The sequence below is a fragment of the Litoribacter ruber genome (genome assembly GCF_018500185.1).
GTDB classification, from domain to species: Bacteria; Bacteroidota; Bacteroidia; order Cytophagales; family Cyclobacteriaceae; genus Litoribacter; species Litoribacter ruber.
The window spans coordinates 294,487-312,086 of sequence record NZ_JAHBGI010000002.1 but is presented as its reverse complement, the minus strand read 5'-3'; the positions used below and the strand labels follow the sequence as shown (position 1 = coordinate 312,086).

Genomic DNA, 17,600 nt, shown 5'->3' with positions numbered 1-17,600 from the left:
CCATAAGCTATGAACACTTATAAAAACTTGTACAGAGCGGGTCTGTTATCAGCCGCGGTACTAATGGCAGGCAACGTTGTGGCCCAGGATATCCAGAGAGACACCGATCTCCAGTATTTCCGACCAAACAACAAGGATGGCATCAACATGTTTGAGGCGCCAAAAGAAGCGAAAGGAACATTTGAAGGCGTGAGAGTAAGAGTAGGGGGAGATTTCGCACTTCAGTTCCAAGGTTTGCAGCAAAGCAATACCATGAACAACCTGGTGGATATGGAAAGAAACCTAAACCTTCCTGCTGCCAACTTGAACTTGGACGTACAACTTCACCATGGTGTGAGAATGCACTTGAGAACATACCTTTCTTCCAAGCACCATAACGAGGCATGGGTAAAAGGTGGCCACTTGCAGATTGACCAATTGGACTTCATCAAGCCAGGCTTTTTGGAAAACCTCATGCAGTACACCACCATTACAGTAGGTTTGGATGAATTTGGCTACGGTGATGCGGTTTACAGAAGATCTGACAACGCCAGAGCTATTTACAACCCTTTTATCGGCAACTATATCATGGATGCATTCACCACTGAGGGTTTTGGCCAGGTGATGTATAGAAGAAGCGGTTTTATAGGTATGGCCGGTGTGACCAACGGTAAAATGAACCAAACCGTGATCGTGAATGAGAATACTGACAACAGACTCTCTTTTTTCGGTAAGTTAGGTTACGATGACTATATCATGGATGATTTGAGAGTGAGATTCACCGGATCGATCTACCAAAACAACGGTACCACTACTGGTAGCAGCCTTTTCGGAGGTGACAGAGCAGGCTCTAGATACTATGCGATCATGAGAACTGTAGAAGGAGACGGTACCAACTTCGAGGGTAGATTTAACCCAAGATTCAGTCAAATGACTGCGGTTCAATTCAACCCATTCGTGAAGTATAAAGGACTTGAGTTCTTCGGTATCTACGAAATGGTGAACAACAGCTCTGAGCAGGGCAACGGTAACTTCAACCAGATTGCAGGTGAGTTGCTTTACAGATTCGGTAACACGGAGCAATTCTACATCGGTGGCCGATACAATGAAGTACAGGGCAAGATGAATGAGAATGCCGGTGAGCTTAAGCTTACAAGATTGAATGTAGGCGGTGGCTGGTTTATGACCAAAAACATCCTTACCAAACTTGAGTATGTGGACCAAAGATATGAGGGTTTCGCAGCTACCAGCAAATACAATGGAGGTAGATTCCATGGGGTAAACATAGAAGCTGCAATTAGTTTTTAACAATTCACCAGAGGTGGGGACAGGTAGTCCCCACTTCTATTCCTTTAAAAACAACTAGGCAGCCTCCCAAACCGGAGGATTTGCTGTTCCCAGAAGATCCAGTCCACTTTTTTATTGAATTAATTAATGATTAAAAAGTGTAGAAACAATGGCAAAGCTATTCATACTTATTCTGATTCTTGGACAGGCGGTATTGATGCCTACTGGCACCATCGAGAGGGCAAAGTGGAAAGTTTCCGAACTTAGCCGATTGGAGATCAATGGGAATACCAACGTGACACCTTTCAACTGTGTGTCAGTGGATTATTCTGGCAATGACATCTTGTTTGCCAATGATATCAAAGGGGCCCAAAACCTCATCTGGTCTGGGGAAATTGTCATGCAGGCCAACAACTTCGATTGTGCCAATAATATCATGACCAAGGATTTTCGCAAAACTGTGCAGGCAGAAGATTATCCCGAAATAAAAATCAAATTCATAAGTCTGCAGCAAAACCCAAAAAACAACTCCAAGGAGCTTTTTGAGGGTAAGGTGGAGATTTCTTTGGCCGGTGTGGCCAACCAGTTTCCGATAACTTGTCAGCTGAAAGATCCCGGAAATGGCAAGAAAAAGCTTACCGGTGAGCAGACTTTTAAGTTTTCTGATTTTCAGATCGAGCCCCCTGTCAAATTTCTGGGAGCGGTAAGAGTCAAAGATGAAGTCACCGTCAATTTTGACCTCATTTTAGAAGCCAATTGAATAAACCCACTAACCAACCATAAGATGAGAGATCCCAAAGAAGCCTGTGAAATCTGTCTGAGTAGAAAGCTGTCCATGTTTGCCAACCTGACCGAGGAGGAGCTGAAAAAGATTACAGCAGCCAAAAACATGATTTCCCACAAGAAAGGGCAAACCCTGTTTTACGAAGGTACCAAGCCTCTCGGGATCTTCTGCGTTCGATCAGGTGTGGTAAAAACAGTCAAAGCAGCCTCAAACGGCAAGGAGCAACTCATCCATTTGGCCAAAGAGGGGGACTTTTTGGGTTATACCTCACTGCTGAGCGATGATGTGTACTCATCCACATCTACCATTGTCAAGGATGCCAAAGTGTGTTTTATCCCCAAGGAGGCCTTTTTGGAAGTGCTGCGCAATGACGTGCAGTTCCACTACAGGGTAACCGAAAATATCTGCCGTGACCTGGGCAATATGGAAGAAAGGCTTACCGATGCCAACCAAAAATCAATCCGCGAGCGGCTGGCTTTTGCCTTGTTGAAATTGGTCCACACTTTTGGAGTGGAGGACGATAGGGGGGAGAAGATTGATATCGTATTGAGCAGGGAGGAAATAGCCTCGCTGGTGGGTACGGCCACAGAGACCATCATCCGCTTGCTTTCCGAATTCAAAAAAGACAAACTCATAGCCCTTCAGGGCAAATACATCCACGTGCTTGATAAAAAGTCCCTATCCAAAGTGGCGGATTTTTATCAATAGATCATCTTAAAAAACTGACAATAATCACTTTTCCAACAGGGATTCGTCATAATACTTTTTCTCCTTCTCCTGTAGATTTGCATAAACCTTAAGAAACTATGGCAACGATAACAGAGACACCACCTCAATTTGAAATTCCTGAAAACATCCTCAATTTTCACGATCTAGCGTATGTTCTCGAGGATTTTGATCCAAAAAGTGGCGTGCAACATGTCATCGAAAACCCCACCCTTATTACTGCCAATCTACCCCAGGTTTTGGAATGGTTGCACAACATGGATAAGCCCAGAGAACTTGAAAAAACACCCTGTGGCATACCGTTATTGTTGTTTGACCAAGAAATAAATACTGAGAAAGTACTTTTCCATTACGACGGCAGCGAAGGGTCAGCCCAAATTATAAAGGGATTCATAAATCTTTTTGGTGCCAGATTGAAAAACAGCCAAGCAACCATCATTTCTCCCGGATTCATTCCAAAATCAAAGCTATCAGAGGAAAAAGAGCTGGTTTCCTTGATCAACCAGCACTTTGAGGACACTTTCTTTATCAAGTTTAACTTTAGAAAGATTGCCGACTTCTGGTCATATGCCACCCAGACCAAATGCAACCTGATGGTGACCTCCAAAAAATACCAGGCAGAGCTGGCCAAAGTCCTTTACCACTTTTATAAAGGTGAAAGGTGGTATGACAAGTTATCCATTTATTTATCTAAATAGATTACCTGTCCACCACCTCAATGTTGGGAGTCGAAAGGCTCCTCAAATCCTGCAAGGTGGAGGAGCTACCCATTTTTCCGATGGTTTCCGCATCATTTCTGAACTGCTGAATGTAGTAAACACCTTTGTATCCAATTTTTTCAAGGTAGCTTACCATCCGTTTAACTTCTTCCCGGTCAATCAGCTCCGAGTGAACCGTGGTCCGCACCTCAAACTCCACATTTGATCCCATCAGCAACAACAGCGTGGTCTCGAATTGCTCGAATAGATTCGATCCGGTGATGTGCTGGAAGTTTTTGGGTAGTGATTTGAAGTCCAAAGCCACATAATCAATAAGCTTTTCTTCCAAGAGTTCGTTGATCCTGGAAGGTAAGGCCCCGTTGGTGTCGATTTTGATCTTCAGTCCAAAGGTTTTGATGATTTTCGTCAAGGGGATAAGATCACTGTGAAGTGTACATTCCCCTCCGCTCAGGACCACTCCGTCCAGCAAGGTTCTCCTAGAATAAATAAAATCCAACGCCTGTTCCAGATACAGTTTGCCTTTCCCCGTCACGATTTGGGGGTTGTAGCAATACAGGCAGCGCATATTACAGCCTGCAAACCAAAGGATGCAGGCTGTGTGTCCAGGGTAGTCTAAAAGGGTGAATGGCGTGATATTGAATATCGGCCTAGCAACTCTGTCCTTCTTTAAAATGTGTTCTCTGTCTATGCTCACCTTTCTTTCCTATGTTAAAGCTTTCTACTGGCCTGTGGTAACCCATCACACGGGTATACACCAGGCATTTGGTTCTCTTGTCCTGAAGCTGGGCTAGGAATGTGTCATTGGATGTTTTCATGGTCATTGATTTGATTATCGTTTAATTGATTGATAAGGATTTCATCGCATTTGGGGCAGTACTCATGTTCACCGTTCAGGTAGCCGTGCTCAGGGCAAATGCTGAAAACGGGTGTCACGGTGATATAGGGAAGTCTGAAGTTGCTTACCACCTTCTGTACAAAGCTTCTGCAGGCTTGGGGGCTGCTGATTTTTTCGCTCATGTAAAGGTGCAAAACCGTGCCTCCGGTGTATTTGCACTGGAGCTCATCCTGAAGGAAGAGTGCCTCGTACGGGTCCTCTGTGTAATTGACCGGGATTTGGGAGCTGTTGGTGTAATAGATGTTTTCTCCTTGCCCAGCCTGAACGATGTCTTTGTACCGCTTTTTGTCTTCTTTGGCAAACCTGTAAGTGGTGCCCTCCGCCGGAGTGGCCTCAAGATTATAAAGGTTTCCGGTTGCTTCTTGGTAGATTTTCATCTTTTCACGGATATGCTCCAGTATTTTTGAAGCAAAGTCAATCCCGAAATCCGATGTAATATCCTCCTGTTCAGAAGTGAAGTTTTTGATCATTTCATTCATCCCATTTACCCCAATAGTGGAAAAGTGATTTCTGAAATGGGGGAGGTATCGCTTGGTATAGGGGTAAAGTCCCCGGTCGTACATTTCCTGGATAAATGCCCTTTTCTTCTCCAACGTCGATTTGGAAATTTCCAGCAACTGGTCCAGCCTTTCATAAAGGCCCTGTAGGTTGTCTTGATATAAATACCCCAGTCGGGCCATGTTGATGGTCACCACACCTATGGATCCGGTCATTTCCGCACTGCCGAAAAGGCCGTTACCCCGCTTCAGAAGCTCCCGCAAGTCGAGCTGCAGCCTGCAGCACATACTTCGGACCGCATTAGGCTTGTACGCTTTTGGGTTTTCGACACGGTTGCCTTCTTCATCCAGGATGTATTGGCTCCCCACAAAGTTCTGGAAATAGGAAGAACCGATTTTGGCGGTGTTTTCAAAGAGCAGGTCCGTATTTTCTCCATACCAATCGAAATCCTCCGTAATGTTAACAGTTGGAATCGGGAAGGTGAAGGGCTGCCCATTGGCATCGCCTTCGGTCATCACCGTGTAATAGGCCTTGTTGATCAGGTCCATTTCCTTCTTGAAATGGCGATAGGTTAGCCCCTCTGGATCAGGGGCGCCTCTTTCCTTGGCCCGCTCATACAAGTCAGGGCTTTTATTATCTTTGAATAGATGCAGGTCATTCTTGGTCGGGATCTGGTCCCTCAAGTCTTCTGGCACCTCCCAATCGATGGTGATGTTGGTAAAGGGAGACTGCCCCCATCTTGCAGGCACATTCAGGTTGTATACAAAACTCCGAATAGCTTTGAGCACATCTTCATAGGGTAGGTTGTCCTTGAACACATACGGGGCCAAGTAGGTATCAAATGAGCTAAAAGCCTGCGCGCCGGCCCATTCACTTTGCAGGATGCCCAGAAAATTGGCCATTTGGCCCAATGCTTCCCGAAAATGGGAGGGAGGGCGGCTTTCCACCCGGCCACGGACACCATTAAAACCTTCATTCAAGAGTACCCTCAGACTCCAGCCCGCACAATAACCAGTCAGGCAATCCAGATCGTGGATGTGGATATCCCCGTTTCGGTGGGCATATCCTTCTTCTTTGTTATATACCTTATCGAGCCAATAGTTGGCAATTACCTTTCCGGCCACGTTGTTCACCAGCCCGGCATTGGAGTAGGAGGTGTTGGCATTGGCGTTAATTCTCCAGTCGGTCAGGCCTATGTATTCCTCAATGGTCTGGGTGCTGTTTACGTAGGTAGTGTCTTCGGTAAGCCCTTCCACATGTTCCCGCTGCATCTTGCGGGTATGGCGATATAGCATGAAGGAACGCATGACTTCAAAGTACTTTTTCTCATATAGAGCTTTTTCTATGATGTCCTGGATCTCCTCCACTGCCCAGGTGACTTGGTTTTCTATCTTAGCGATAATGGATTGGAATAAATCCTCGTCAAATTCTTGGTGGACACTTTGGAAGCCTTTTTCCAAAGCATCCTTGATTTTGTATGCTTCAAACGGTTCGTAATTGCCGTTTCGTTTTATTACATAATGTTGCATGGCGTAGTATGATTTGCCCTAAATTAAGTAGTTCCATCATGGTAATTGCTGACTTTGGTCAGGTGCATATATGATAAGAATCATACCTTTTTGTCCTAAATTAGACGGCTGATTTATAGGGTTCTTCAGTATAAAAGGATAATTTTGTCCCGAATTTTATTGACAGGTCTCCTAATAAATAATGAGTGTTCAATATGCTTAGCATTACCAAAATCTTTGAATTTGAAGCCGCCCACCGTATTTCCAATTATAATGGAGCTTGTAAATTCATTCATGGGCATACGTATAAGCTTCATGTAACCCTCACTGGAAATATGATAGAGGGGGAGGATATGGTGATGGATTTCAAGAAGCTTAAAAATATAGTAAGGAATTATATTTTAGAACCCATGGACCATGCCTTGATCCTGAAGGACACGGAAGAAAACAGGGACAACTATCAAAATACCGATGGGAAAATCTTTTGGATGAATACGGAGCCCACTGCCGAGCGGATGATCCTTTGGATGGCTGATATATTGATCGATAAGCTTCCCGATCGGGTAAGACTACAAAATTTGAAGCTTTACGAAACTTCCACAAGCTTTGCTGAATGGTCTTTTGGGCCTGTTTTTGCCTGAAAATTAATTCGGACAAAAAAGTCTAAAATAAATAAAGGACTTATTTGTCTTATTTGTATTTTGTCGTATATTTGAACCATAAACGATCCCCAATCGAGATGTTTTCTAAAAAATGCGAATACGGAATCCGGGCCGCCATCCTCATAGCAGGGGAGTCCCTAAAAGGCCAAAGAATTAGCCTTAAGTATATCTCTGAGCAAATTGGTTCCCCAAATGCCTTCACGGCAAAGATCCTCCAAACCTTGACTAGGGCTGGTTTGGTAGATTCCCAGAAGGGACCAACTGGCGGATTTGAAATTCCCATCGAGAAACTTTCTCAAATCACCTTACACGATATTGTAGAGGCATTGGATGGCAGTCAGATTTACAATGGCTGTGGTTTGGGGTTGGCTGAATGTTCCGAAGACCATCCCTGTCCGATACATGAACATTTTAAATTGGTAAGGGCGGATCTGAAAGCTATGGCCCACCGAGCCAATCTTTTAGATCTTTCCACGGGGTTAATCAAGGGATTTACTTATTTGAAAACAGCTTGTCCAAAAAAAATTAAGTTTATAAAAGATAAAAAGGTATTAAACTCAATAACTGAATAAACATGGAAATTACAACACAAACAATAGGGGAATTGGTCGCAAAAGATTTTAGAGCCGCGACTGTATTTGAAAAACATGGAATAGACTTCTGCTGCAAAGGAGGAAGAACTATCGAGGAAGCCTGTGAGAAAAAGGAAATAGACCCTCTGGCTGTGAAGGAAGATTTGAAAAAGATATTCAACACTAAGGATGAAGGGCACGTGGATTTTGAGAGCTGGCCATTGGACTTGCTGGCTGACTATATAGAGAAAAAACACCACAGATATGTGGAAGACCGCATCCCGCTATTGCTGCAATACTTAAACAAACTGTGCAAAGTCCACGGCCACGCCAATCGCGAATTAATTGAAATCAACAAGTTATTCTATGACACCGCGCAGAATCTCTCTGCACACATGAAGAAAGAGGAGTTGGTATTGTTTCCTTTTGTGAGAAAAATGGTGAAATACCATCAGGAAGGCAAAAGCATGAACGAGCCCCATTTCAGAACTGTCAAGAATCCGATTATGATGATGATGGATGAACATGAGTCTGAAGGGGAGAGATTTGAGAAAATCGCTGAGCTGAGCAACAACTACAACCCTCCAGCCCATGCCTGCAATACTTACCAAGTGACTTACAAACTTTTGGATGAGTTTGAAAAGGATCTTCACAAGCATATCCATCTGGAAAACAACATCTTGTTTCCAAGAGCCATCAAAGCGGAAGCTGAAACCCGGTTTGAAGTGGAAAATACCTAGAATTTAAATAGAGTGAACGGTGGTGAGCGGCCACTTGGAAAACCCGTGGAGTCGGGTTTTCCCTGGCCGTTCTAATGTCAAAATGGAAAGGTTATGCGTAATACTTGGATCAACATATCGCTCTTGAATTTCCTGATCGCCACACTGATGGGGTTGATGCTCAGGTACGCTTTCATTGGTGAAATCCCCGGGATGGACTACAGAAACATGCTGCACGGACACTCGCATGTGGCTATGTTGGGTTGGGTTTATCTGATCCTATTTACCTTGCTTCACCATTATTTTATCCCTGAAGACAAGAAAAAGACTTCTTTTTACAACCGTTTATTTTGGTTTACCCAAGCCACTGTATTCGGTATGTTGGTGAGTTTTCCCATCCAGGGTTATGGGGCGGTCTCTATCATTTTTTCCACCTTACACATAATTGCCAGCTATATCTTAGTTTACTGGCTTTGGAAAGACCTTTCTGCAGCAAATTTCCCATTTATAAATCTATTGGTTAAAGCCAGCCTTGTCGCGATGGTTTTTTCCACCATTGGGATCTGGGGCATGGGCCCCGTGATGGCCATGGGGCTGAGAAACACGTCCTATTATCACTTAACTGTCCAATTTTACCTACATTTCCAATTCAACGGATGGTTTGTGTTGGCTGTGATAGCACTGTTGGTCCAGCTGTTTCAATCATGGGGAATAATCATTTCACCCAACCAACTTAAAGGTTTTCTCAATATATATCTAATTAGCCTTGGACTGACATTTTTCCATGTTCTCAACTGGGCTTTTCCACAAGTACTTTATCTCCATTTCAACAGTGTGGGTGTAATCCTTCAGGTGTTGGCATTTGGATATTTGCTTTGGCCGATATGGAATAAGATCAGGGAAAAAATGCGGCTTCAGGCTCCTATTTTGAAAGTGTTCTTTCATTTCGGCCTGCTTTCCCTGGTTTTCAAGTTGCTCTTCCAGGTCGGTTTAATAGTGCCAGATATCGCCAATATCTCCACTACCATCCGCCAATTTATGATAGGCTATATCCATTTGACCATGCTCGGATTTATCACCGGCTGGCTCCTTTGGGTGCTTGCCCATAGCCACAGTTTTGGAACAATGGGCGCGGCCATCTTTATCACTGGATATGTGGGTACAGAAGTGCTTCTCTTTGTTCAAGGAGTCTTCTTTTGGGCCAAATGGGGGAGCTTGCCCTATTATCACGAAATCCTGTTCCTGTGTTCGGCGCTATTGCCCCTGGGGCTCGGACTTATGGTCCTGACTTCCTTGTACCAACGGACAATACCCAAGTATAATCACATAAATACCTGATTTTGATCATGGTTTTCGCCTTTAAATCAACCTTAATTTACAATTCTAAATAGTACAAACATGAAAGTTTTACAAATCCCAATCGCACTAATGTTCGCCCTCTTTCTGGTAGCCTGTGGCTCTAGCACCAATGAGACGGGAACCCGAGAAACGGCCGCAACCAAGCCTGCTGCTGCGAAATCAGAAGTCCCACAAACCGTCAAAGAGGGTAAAGGCATAGGCCAAACCACCCATGTGGAGTTGGCTGCTAACCTGGATGATGGCATGGTGGCTGACGGAAAATCAATATTCGATATGAAGTGCTCTGCCTGTCATAAGCTAAATGATAAAAGGGTAGTGGGGCCCGGTTTCGAAGGGGTAACCAACCGCAGAAAGCCAGAGTGGATCATGAATATGATCACCAACGTGGACGACATGTTGGACACCGATCCGGAAGCCCAGAAGCTGTTGGAAGAGTGTCTGACAAGAATGCCTAACCAAAATGTGTCTTTGGAGGAAGCCAGAAACCTGCTCGAGTACATGAGACACAATGACAAGGAAAGAACAGGGAAGATGGATGGTGCAGTGAATAACTAAATTAGTTTTTGACAATCCCAATCAACAGATCAATATGAAAATCAAACAAGCAATCAATCTAACGGCCATCTCTGCTGCGGTATTGGCCCTGAGTTTCTCTACAGGCTGCCGTCCGGAAACGGCTGGCTCTGTGAGCGTGGGTGATGCCGCCTCCAAGGTGTATGTGGCCCCCGGCCAGCATGATGAGTTTTACAACATCGTGTCTGGAGGATTCAATGGCCAAATGAGCGTGGTGGGGCTCCCTTCGGGCAGGGTGTTGAAAATCCTTCCCGTGTTCTCCGCACATCCTGAAAACGGCTATGGTTATACTGAGGAGTCCAAGCCGATGCTTAACACTGCCCACGGCTTTGTGCCTTGGGATGATTTGCACCATATCGCCATTTCCACCACCAATGGTGAACATGATGCCAGATGGGCCTTCGGGAATGCTAACAATACCCCTAGAATCGCCAGAGTGGACTTGACTTCTTTTGAGACGGTGGAGATTCTGGAAATACCAAACAGTGCTGGTAACCACTCTTCACCATTCATCACCGAAAACACGGAATATGTGGTAGCCAGTACCCGTTTTTCCGTACCTGTGGGAACGGATGAGGAAAATGACGTGCCGATTGAAACTTATAAAGAGAACTTCAAAGGAACGGTCAGCTTCATCAAAGTCGGTGATAAAGGCGATATGAGCATCGCTTTCCAGCTGGTGACCCCAGGAGTAAACTTCGACTTGGCCAGGGCCGGTAAGGGCAAATCCCACGGCTGGTTCTTCTTCTCGACTTACAACACGGAGCAGGCCCACACCCTTCTGGAAGTAAATGCTTCCCAGCGGGACAAGGACTTTATCATGGCGGTCAACTGGAAAAAGGCCGAAGAATATATCAAGGCTGGCAAAGGCAAAACGGTAAAAGCCAAATATGCCCATAACAAGCTTGACCATGACACCCATATGGCGACTTCCACCATCATGGAAGAGGTGCTGCAACTAGATCCAAAGGAATTGAAGGACATCATCTATTTCATCCCTTGTCCTAAATCCCCTCATGGAACAGACGTAGACCCTAGTGGTGAGTACATCGTGGGTAGTGGCAAACTTGCTGCATTGATCCCAGTATTCTCTTTCACCAAACTCATGGAAGCAATCGACAACCAGGATTTTGAAGGCGAATATGACGGATTCCCAATTGTGAGATACGAGTCGGCTCTTCATGGTGTGGTGGAAAAGCCTGGTCTTGGTCCATTGCATACCGAGTTTGACGGAAGAGGAAATGCTTATACTTCTATGTTCGTATCCTCTGAGGTAGTAAAATGGAGCATTGAAACGCTAGAGGTTTTGGATCGTCAGCCTACATTCTATTCTGTAGGTCACCTATCCATCCCCGGTGGCCCTACAGCCAAGCCACACGGCAAGTACCTAGTAGCTTACAACAAGATTACCAAGGACAGATACCTGCCTACAGGTCCAGAATTGGCCCACTCAGCCCAGCTGTTTGACATTTCTGGGGATAAGATGCAGTTACTTCTTGACTTCCCTACTATAGGTGAGCCCCACTATGCAGAAGCCTTCCCTGCCCATCTGATCAAAGACAAACAGGTCAAGATCTACAAGATTGAGGACAACAAGCACCCTTATGTGACCAAAGGCCCGGGAGAGGCCAAAGTGGTCAGGGATGGAAATAAAGTTCACGTCTACATGACTTCCATCCGATCTCACTTTGGACCTGACAACATCGAAGGGGTGAAAGTTGGGGATGAGGTGTATTTCCACGTCACCAATTTGGAGCAGGACTGGGACATCCCGCATGGATTTGCCATCAAGGGAGCCAATACCGCTGAACTGTTGATCATGCCTGGGGCTACCCAGACCTTGAAGTGGACGCCAGACAGACCGGGGATCTTTCCATTCTACTGTACGGACTTCTGCTCGGCATTGCACCAGGAGATGCAGGGGTATTTGAGAGTTTCACCTGCTAACAGCACCGTGGCCCTTAAATATTCAGTAGGAGACACTGAGGAGGATTAAACCTAAAGAGCGGGGCCTGGGGCTCCTAGGTCCCGCTTATTAAAACCATAATATGGGAAAAATTACACCCTTATCGAGAATTTTGATGGCCTTATCGGCTCTGCTGATGATCCTGATCTATTTTGTGCCAATATGGAAAATAGAGATGTGGGCTCCGCAATATCCGGAATGGCTTCATATGAAAATTTGGATCAACAATATCACCGGTGATGTGGCAGTAATCAATGGTTTGAACCACTATATCGGGATGAAATACATCAAGGTAGAAATGTTCCCTGAGTTTGAGATCATGCCTTATATCCTGGCCGCCATAATCGGAGTAGGGTTGGTTTTGGCCCTGATCGGGAGAAAATTTGCCTTATGGAGCTACTTGGGTATCCTGCTGTCAGCAGGCATAGGGGGCATGCTGGATTTCTATCTGTGGAGCTATGATTATGGCCACAATCTCGATCCAACTGCCGCTATAAAAGTACCCGGAATGAGCTATCAGCCACCATTGATTGGCTCCAAAGAACTATTGAATTTCATTGCCTACTCAGCACCGGATGTCGGCGGATTCATTGCTGCTGGAGCTGGATTGTTGGTAATCATTGCCATAATCATTGAACAATGGAAATCCTCCTTGAACAAAAGGGCCTATAGAGGCGCCAAATTATATACTTAAGCCTATGAAAAAGTTATTTGTATTGCTCGCTCCCATTTGGTTGCTGTTGGCCTGCCAAGCAGATCCAGAGGCCATATATTTTGGGAAAGATGCCTGCCATCACTGCAAAATGACCATCATGGACCCAAAGTTCGGTTCTGAGATCGTCACCAACAAAGGGCGGGTTTACAAATTTGACGATATCAATTGTGTTCACAGCTTTATGGCAGAATCCCAGCTGGAACCCGATGATATCCGTCACCTACTTGTGATTGATTTTAGCCAGCCCCAAGAGCTGATCAATGCCTACAATGCCACTTATGTACTTTCAGAAGATCTGAAACCCCCCATGGCCAGTAATTTTGCGGCATTCAGTACCCAGGAAGCAGCAAAAGAATACCTGGACCAACGCAGTGGGGAATTGATGAATTACCAAAGGATGCTTGCCAGACTAGACTGAAGCCTGCTTTCTCTTGAGTGACTTTAACGCCTTATGAATATGAAAAGTCTCCTAACAATATTACTTACGTTATGCATTCCCTTGCTCACCTTTTCCCAATCAACAAATGGAAAAGTAAGCCAGGGGGCCAGCATACAGTTGGCTATTGACTCGGCTGCTCCTGGTGACACTTTATTTATAAGAGCTGGAAAGTACCTTGAAAATAACCTGTTGATTCAAAAACCGCTGACCCTTATCGGTCTTGATTATCCTACCATTGATGCTGACGGGAAAGGGGAGATTTTTATAGTGGCCGGAAAAGATGTCACTATACAAGGCTTTAAACTAATAAATACTGGTAGGTCAAGCGTGGAAGACCTTGCTGCCATCAAAGGGCTAGATGCCCATGATATCACCATCCGCGACAACCGCTTTGACAATACCTTCTTTGCCATCCATTTGTCCAATACCAATAGGGCTCTGATCCAAAATAACCACTTGAAAGCAGAGGCCGAGCATGAATATCAGTTGGGAAACGGTATTCATCTTTGGAAATGCAAGCGGGCAAGAATCTTAGATAATGAAGTGTCGGGCCACCGTGATGGGATATATTTTGAGTTTGTGACCAATTCCACCATTGAGCGCAACCAGAGTGTAGGAAACATGCGCTACGGACTACACTTCATGTTTTCCAATGAAAATGAATACCTGGAAAACACCTTCAAAAACAATGGGGCCGGGGTGGCGGTGATGTATTCCCATGGTATGAAAATGCGCCACAACAACTTTGAAGACAACTGGGGTACAGCTTCCTATGGACTTTTGCTCAAAGACATGCGGGATAGCCAGATCATCGGTAACCGCTTCACCGGCAACACCATCGGAATCTACATGGAAAGCACCAGCCGCAGCACTTTTGAAGACAATCTCTTCAAGCAAAACGGTTGGGGAGTGAAGCTTCAGGCATCTTGCGATGACAACAGCTTTTCCAAAAACAACTTCATCGCCAATACCTTTGACTTTTCCACCAATGGCTCATTGGTATTGAATAAAGTCAATGGCAACTATTGGGAAAAGTACCAAGGCTATGACCTCAACAAGGATGGAGTAGGGGATGTGCCCTTTCATCCCGTTAGCATGTTTTCCGTGATTGTGGAAAAAGTCCCTTCGGCCATGATGATCTACCGAAGTATGCTTGTAACCATGCTCGACAAGGCCGAAAAAGTCATTCCTGCCATGACTCCAGAAAATTTAAAAGACAACTGTCCAAGTATGAAGCCTTATGATCTCTATAGGAAAAGTAAATAAAAAATTCGGCAAGTTCACCGTCCTGAACGACCTGACTCTAGAGTTGGAGTTGGGGAAATCCTATGCCCTCATAGGTCCTAACGGCTCTGGGAAAACCACCTTGATCAAAACCATCTTGGGCTTGGTAATTCCTACATCAGGTGATATCACCATTCAGGACAAAAGCATCCTGAAAGAGTGGGCTTATAGGGAAAAGATTGGTTACATGCCACAAATTGGACGGTATCCAGAAAACATGACCATCGGTCAGGTTTTCGAGATGATTAAAAATATCAGAAAGCATACAGGTGCTCTGGATGAGGAGCTTATCCAGAGTTTTGAGTTGGAGAAAATGTATGGAAAGCGCATGCATACCCTTTCTGGAGGCACTAGGCAGAAAGTTAGCGCCGCCTTAGCCTTCCTTTTCAACCCGCCAATTTTGATTCTTGACGAACCCACGGCCGGACTTGATCCCGTCTCTGTGGAGATTCTCAAAGACAAAATCCTCAAAGAAAAGGAATCCGGAAAATTGGTTATCATCACCTCCCATATCATGAGTGACCTTGATGATTTGACCACTGATTTGGTTTATCTTTTTGAAGGTGACCTGATATATAACGACAGCATTAAAAACCTTAAAAAAGAAACGGGGGAAACCAAACTAGGCAAAGCGATCAGTTGCTTGATCACCCAAAATAAATGCTTAACTGAACTGATAACCTCATGACCAGAATCATCAAATACATCCTGTTTGATATGTTGCGTACCCGCTTCATCCTATTATATTTAGGGTTTTTGCTCCTCAGCACCATATCCATGTTCATGCTTGATGGCGATAATGCCAAGGTAGTGCTCAGTCTCTTGAACATTGTGCTGCTGGTGGTGCCGCTTGTGAGTGTGATCTTTACCACCATTCATTTCTACAATTCCTATGAATTTATGGAAATGATGCTTTCCCAGCCAATCAACAGAAAAACGGTCTTTCTAAGTCAATACCTAGCCGTCATTCTGGCTCTAAGCTTGGCTTTACTGGTGGGGGTTGGTTTGCCGATTTTCTTATATGGAGCTAGCGGCTCCGCACTGACATTGCTTTACGCTAGTCTGATGCTCACCTTTGTATTTGTCTCTTTGGCTTTTCTGGCTGCGGTATTTACCCGCGATAAGGCAAAGGCTATCGGCGTGGGCCTGCTTTTCTGGTTTTATTTCGCCCTTATCTATGATGCCCTGCTGCTGTGGGTAGTCTATCAATTTGCCGACTATCCTATCGAAAGGGCCACCTTGGCCATGATTTCCTTCAATCCCGTGGATCTGGCAAGAATTCTCATGCTCTTGCAGCTTGACATCTCGGCCCTGATGGGGTATACGGGGGCATTCTATAAAGAATTCTTCGGGTCAAATATGGGGTTTGTTTACTCCACAGCCATATTGCTTCTCTGGACATTGATTCCTGTGACTTGGTCCATGAGGATTTTCAAAAGAAAAGACCTTTAAATGCAGTGGGGTATGGGTAAAATGCTGAAACCTCAATGGTTGTTGCCCTTAATACTAGTAGGGTTGGTGATGGGCATAGTGGGAGGCTGGACCAGGTTAGGCTATTCTGGATTCCCTAATGTTAACTCTGCCATCAACCATGCCTTGCTCATGACTGGCTGCTTTATGGGCACCTTGGTATCGTTGGAAAGGTCCATTGTGCTGCCATCAAAAAACTGGCTTGCCGTCCCCTTATTGGGGGTTTTGGCGACCATAGCTATCCTGGCAGGCCAGCAGACTACTGGTATGGTATTGCTATCCGTCCAGAGCGCGGGCTTGGTGGTTATTCTATATTTGCAGGCATCCAGATACAAGCTGGTGGAGCAATGGATCTTGTGCCTGGGGGCTATTGGCTGGCTGATTGGAAATTTGATGGTTATCAAAACCGAATTTGTGCCTGCTGCCACGACCTGGTGGATAGGGTTCATTCTCTTTACCATAGTAGGGGAACGACTGGAGTTTGGCAAGTTTCTACCCAATCCCCCTTGGAGCAAATACCTGCTTTATGCCCTTCTCATCCTATTTTTTCTAGGATTGTTGATCCCTTTCCACGAGGGTGGCAATCTCCTGCAAGGCTGGGTGGCATTCCTGGTAGGTCTGTGGTTGATCAAATTTGATATGGCCAAAAATTCCATTAAGAAAGCAGGATTTCATCAATATGTAGGTACTGGACTTATGGTGGGTTACTCCTGGCTGGGGGTCTTTGGGGTGTCGCTTCTGCTTTTGGAGGAACACCCGCTATTCTATGATATTTTCCTTCACACCTACTTTCTTGGCTTTGCCTTCAGCATGATCTGGGCCCATGCACCTGTCATCCTTCCTGCGGTATTCAAGAAACCTGAAACCATTTACCATCCTGTGCTGTGGTGGGGTTGGTCATTCTTCCAGATCACTTTGCTAGGAAGGATGCTTGCAGCTCTCCTGAAATATCCCGAGGTACGGCAAAGCCTAGGGATAATCAACGGATGGATCGTATTGGGAATGTTTGTATTGATGGCTGGAATAATGGTTTGGAAATTATACTTCAAAGCTTTACCCCAAAATTCCGCACAAAAAGTGGTATAACATTTTAAATTTTCATAAGGCTAATTGATAGCAAAGACCTGTGGATTTTTGATTCATGGGTCTTTTACTTAAAAAAGGTATAAAGTACTAGGTACCAAGTACGAAGTACACCGCAGGGTATGATGCTTTTAGGAGTAATTTGGAGGCTTACTGTAATTAAATGTCCTTATTCACGGAACCCTCCCTTCGAGCTTCGCTCTTAGGATGGGGTGGGGTATCAGTTAAACGAGAAGAAGTTTCATTATTCTTACCATGGCGGGCAATCATAATTTGAAATTCATCATTTTGGAAAATGTAAAATGTTTGCTAAATATTCACGTCCTAATTTTTCTTGTGTATATTCTCCGCGATGCGGCTCT

At 44.9% G+C, this 17,600-nt stretch carries 19 protein-coding genes; 16 read left to right on the top strand and 3 right to left on the bottom strand.

The genetic code is table 11. The annotated features are described in order from the left end of the window. Positions 1–9 precede the first annotated feature (9 nt). The 4 genes from KIH41_RS03635 to KIH41_RS03620 all read left to right on the top strand — a co-directional run bounded on the left by KIH41_RS03635 (position 10) and on the right by KIH41_RS03620 (position 3,474). Positions 10–1,287, top strand: coding sequence for a hypothetical protein (locus KIH41_RS03635; protein WP_214161536.1), 1,278 nt, complete (start codon positions 10–12; stop codon positions 1,285–1,287). Between the two features lie 148 nt (positions 1,288–1,435). Continuing rightward, positions 1,436–2,026, top strand: a complete 591-nt coding sequence (locus tag KIH41_RS03630; protein ID WP_214161535.1) for a YceI family protein — start codon at positions 1,436–1,438, stop codon at positions 2,024–2,026. A gap of 24 nt (positions 2,027–2,050) precedes the next feature. Next, a complete protein-coding gene (locus KIH41_RS03625; RefSeq protein WP_246538937.1) occupies positions 2,051–2,758 on the top strand; it encodes a Crp/Fnr family transcriptional regulator in 708 nt (235 codons plus the stop codon). Between the two features lie 98 nt (positions 2,759–2,856). Beyond that, positions 2,857–3,474, top strand: a complete 618-nt coding sequence (locus tag KIH41_RS03620; RefSeq protein WP_213945328.1) for a hypothetical protein — start codon at positions 2,857–2,859, stop codon at positions 3,472–3,474. A gap of 1 nt (position 3,475) precedes the next feature. Here the strand turns inward: KIH41_RS03620 and KIH41_RS03615 are convergent, their stop codons facing one another. Genes KIH41_RS03615 through KIH41_RS03605 form a run of 3 tightly spaced genes read right to left on the bottom strand, consistent with a single transcriptional unit; the run spans position 3,476 to position 6,417 of the window. Then, the gene (locus KIH41_RS03615; RefSeq protein ID WP_317194917.1) at positions 3,476–4,189 is read right to left on the bottom strand and encodes an anaerobic ribonucleoside-triphosphate reductase activating protein; all 714 of its coding nucleotides are present in this window, start codon (positions 4,187–4,189) and stop codon (positions 3,476–3,478) included. Further along, positions 4,143–4,310, bottom strand: coding sequence for an anaerobic ribonucleoside-triphosphate reductase (gene nrdD / locus KIH41_RS18200; RefSeq protein ID WP_213945329.1), 168 nt, complete (start codon positions 4,308–4,310; stop codon positions 4,143–4,145). The genes KIH41_RS03615 and nrdD overlap by 47 nt, the downstream gene beginning before the upstream one ends. Further along, positions 4,294–6,417, bottom strand: a complete 2,124-nt coding sequence (locus KIH41_RS03605) for a ribonucleoside triphosphate reductase (protein WP_214161534.1) — start codon at positions 6,415–6,417, stop codon at positions 4,294–4,296. Before KIH41_RS03605 ends, nrdD begins: the two co-directional genes overlap by 17 nt. 194 nt (positions 6,418–6,611) lie before the next feature. On the opposite strand from KIH41_RS03605, the gene queD reads away from it, so the two are divergent. The 12 genes from queD (at position 6,612) to KIH41_RS03545 (ending at position 17,241) form a co-directional block, all read left to right on the top strand. Next, the gene (gene queD, locus KIH41_RS03600; protein ID WP_213945331.1) at positions 6,612–7,037 is read left to right on the top strand and encodes a 6-carboxytetrahydropterin synthase QueD; all 426 of its coding nucleotides are present in this window, start codon (positions 6,612–6,614) and stop codon (positions 7,035–7,037) included. A gap of 98 nt (positions 7,038–7,135) precedes the next feature. Then, positions 7,136–7,630, top strand: a complete 495-nt coding sequence (locus KIH41_RS03595) for an RrF2 family transcriptional regulator (protein WP_214161533.1) — start codon at positions 7,136–7,138, stop codon at positions 7,628–7,630. 2 nt (positions 7,631–7,632) lie between these two features. Then, positions 7,633–8,370, top strand: a complete 738-nt coding sequence (gene ric, locus KIH41_RS03590) for an iron-sulfur cluster repair di-iron protein (protein ID WP_214161532.1) — start codon at positions 7,633–7,635, stop codon at positions 8,368–8,370. Between the two features lie 93 nt (positions 8,371–8,463). Beyond that, a complete protein-coding gene (locus KIH41_RS03585) occupies positions 8,464–9,687 on the top strand; it encodes a hypothetical protein (RefSeq protein WP_214161531.1) in 1,224 nt (407 codons plus the stop codon). A 60-nt stretch (positions 9,688–9,747) separates the two neighbouring features. Beyond that, on the top strand, positions 9,748–10,263 hold the full coding sequence (locus KIH41_RS03580; protein WP_213945335.1) for a c-type cytochrome: 516 nt from the start codon (positions 9,748–9,750) through the stop codon (positions 10,261–10,263). Positions 10,264–10,297: 34 nt separating this feature from the next. Continuing rightward, complete coding sequence (nosZ, locus tag KIH41_RS03575) at positions 10,298–12,277, top strand: Sec-dependent nitrous-oxide reductase (protein ID WP_213945336.1); 1,980 nt, start codon at positions 10,298–10,300, stop codon at positions 12,275–12,277. Between the two features lie 52 nt (positions 12,278–12,329). Then, positions 12,330–12,941: a hypothetical protein gene (locus KIH41_RS03570; RefSeq protein WP_214161530.1), complete on the top strand. Its 612-nt coding sequence runs from the start codon at positions 12,330–12,332 to the stop codon at positions 12,939–12,941. Positions 12,942–12,945: 4 nt separating this feature from the next. After that, the gene (locus KIH41_RS03565) at positions 12,946–13,380 is read left to right on the top strand and encodes a nitrous oxide reductase accessory protein NosL (protein WP_214161529.1); all 435 of its coding nucleotides are present in this window, start codon (positions 12,946–12,948) and stop codon (positions 13,378–13,380) included. Between the two features lie 39 nt (positions 13,381–13,419). Beyond that, complete coding sequence (locus KIH41_RS03560; protein WP_214161528.1) at positions 13,420–14,667, top strand: nitrous oxide reductase family maturation protein NosD; 1,248 nt, start codon at positions 13,420–13,422, stop codon at positions 14,665–14,667. Next, complete coding sequence (locus KIH41_RS03555; RefSeq protein ID WP_214161527.1) at positions 14,642–15,373, top strand: ABC transporter ATP-binding protein; 732 nt, start codon at positions 14,642–14,644, stop codon at positions 15,371–15,373. Before KIH41_RS03560 ends, KIH41_RS03555 begins: the two co-directional genes overlap by 26 nt. Then, positions 15,370–16,137: an ABC transporter permease subunit gene (locus tag KIH41_RS03550; RefSeq protein ID WP_214161526.1), complete on the top strand. Its 768-nt coding sequence runs from the start codon at positions 15,370–15,372 to the stop codon at positions 16,135–16,137. The genes KIH41_RS03555 and KIH41_RS03550 overlap by 4 nt, the downstream gene beginning before the upstream one ends. Before the next feature lie 12 nt (positions 16,138–16,149). After that, on the top strand, positions 16,150–17,241 hold the full coding sequence (locus tag KIH41_RS03545) for a hypothetical protein (RefSeq protein ID WP_214161525.1): 1,092 nt from the start codon (positions 16,150–16,152) through the stop codon (positions 17,239–17,241). The last annotated feature ends 359 nt before the right edge of the window (positions 17,242–17,600 follow it).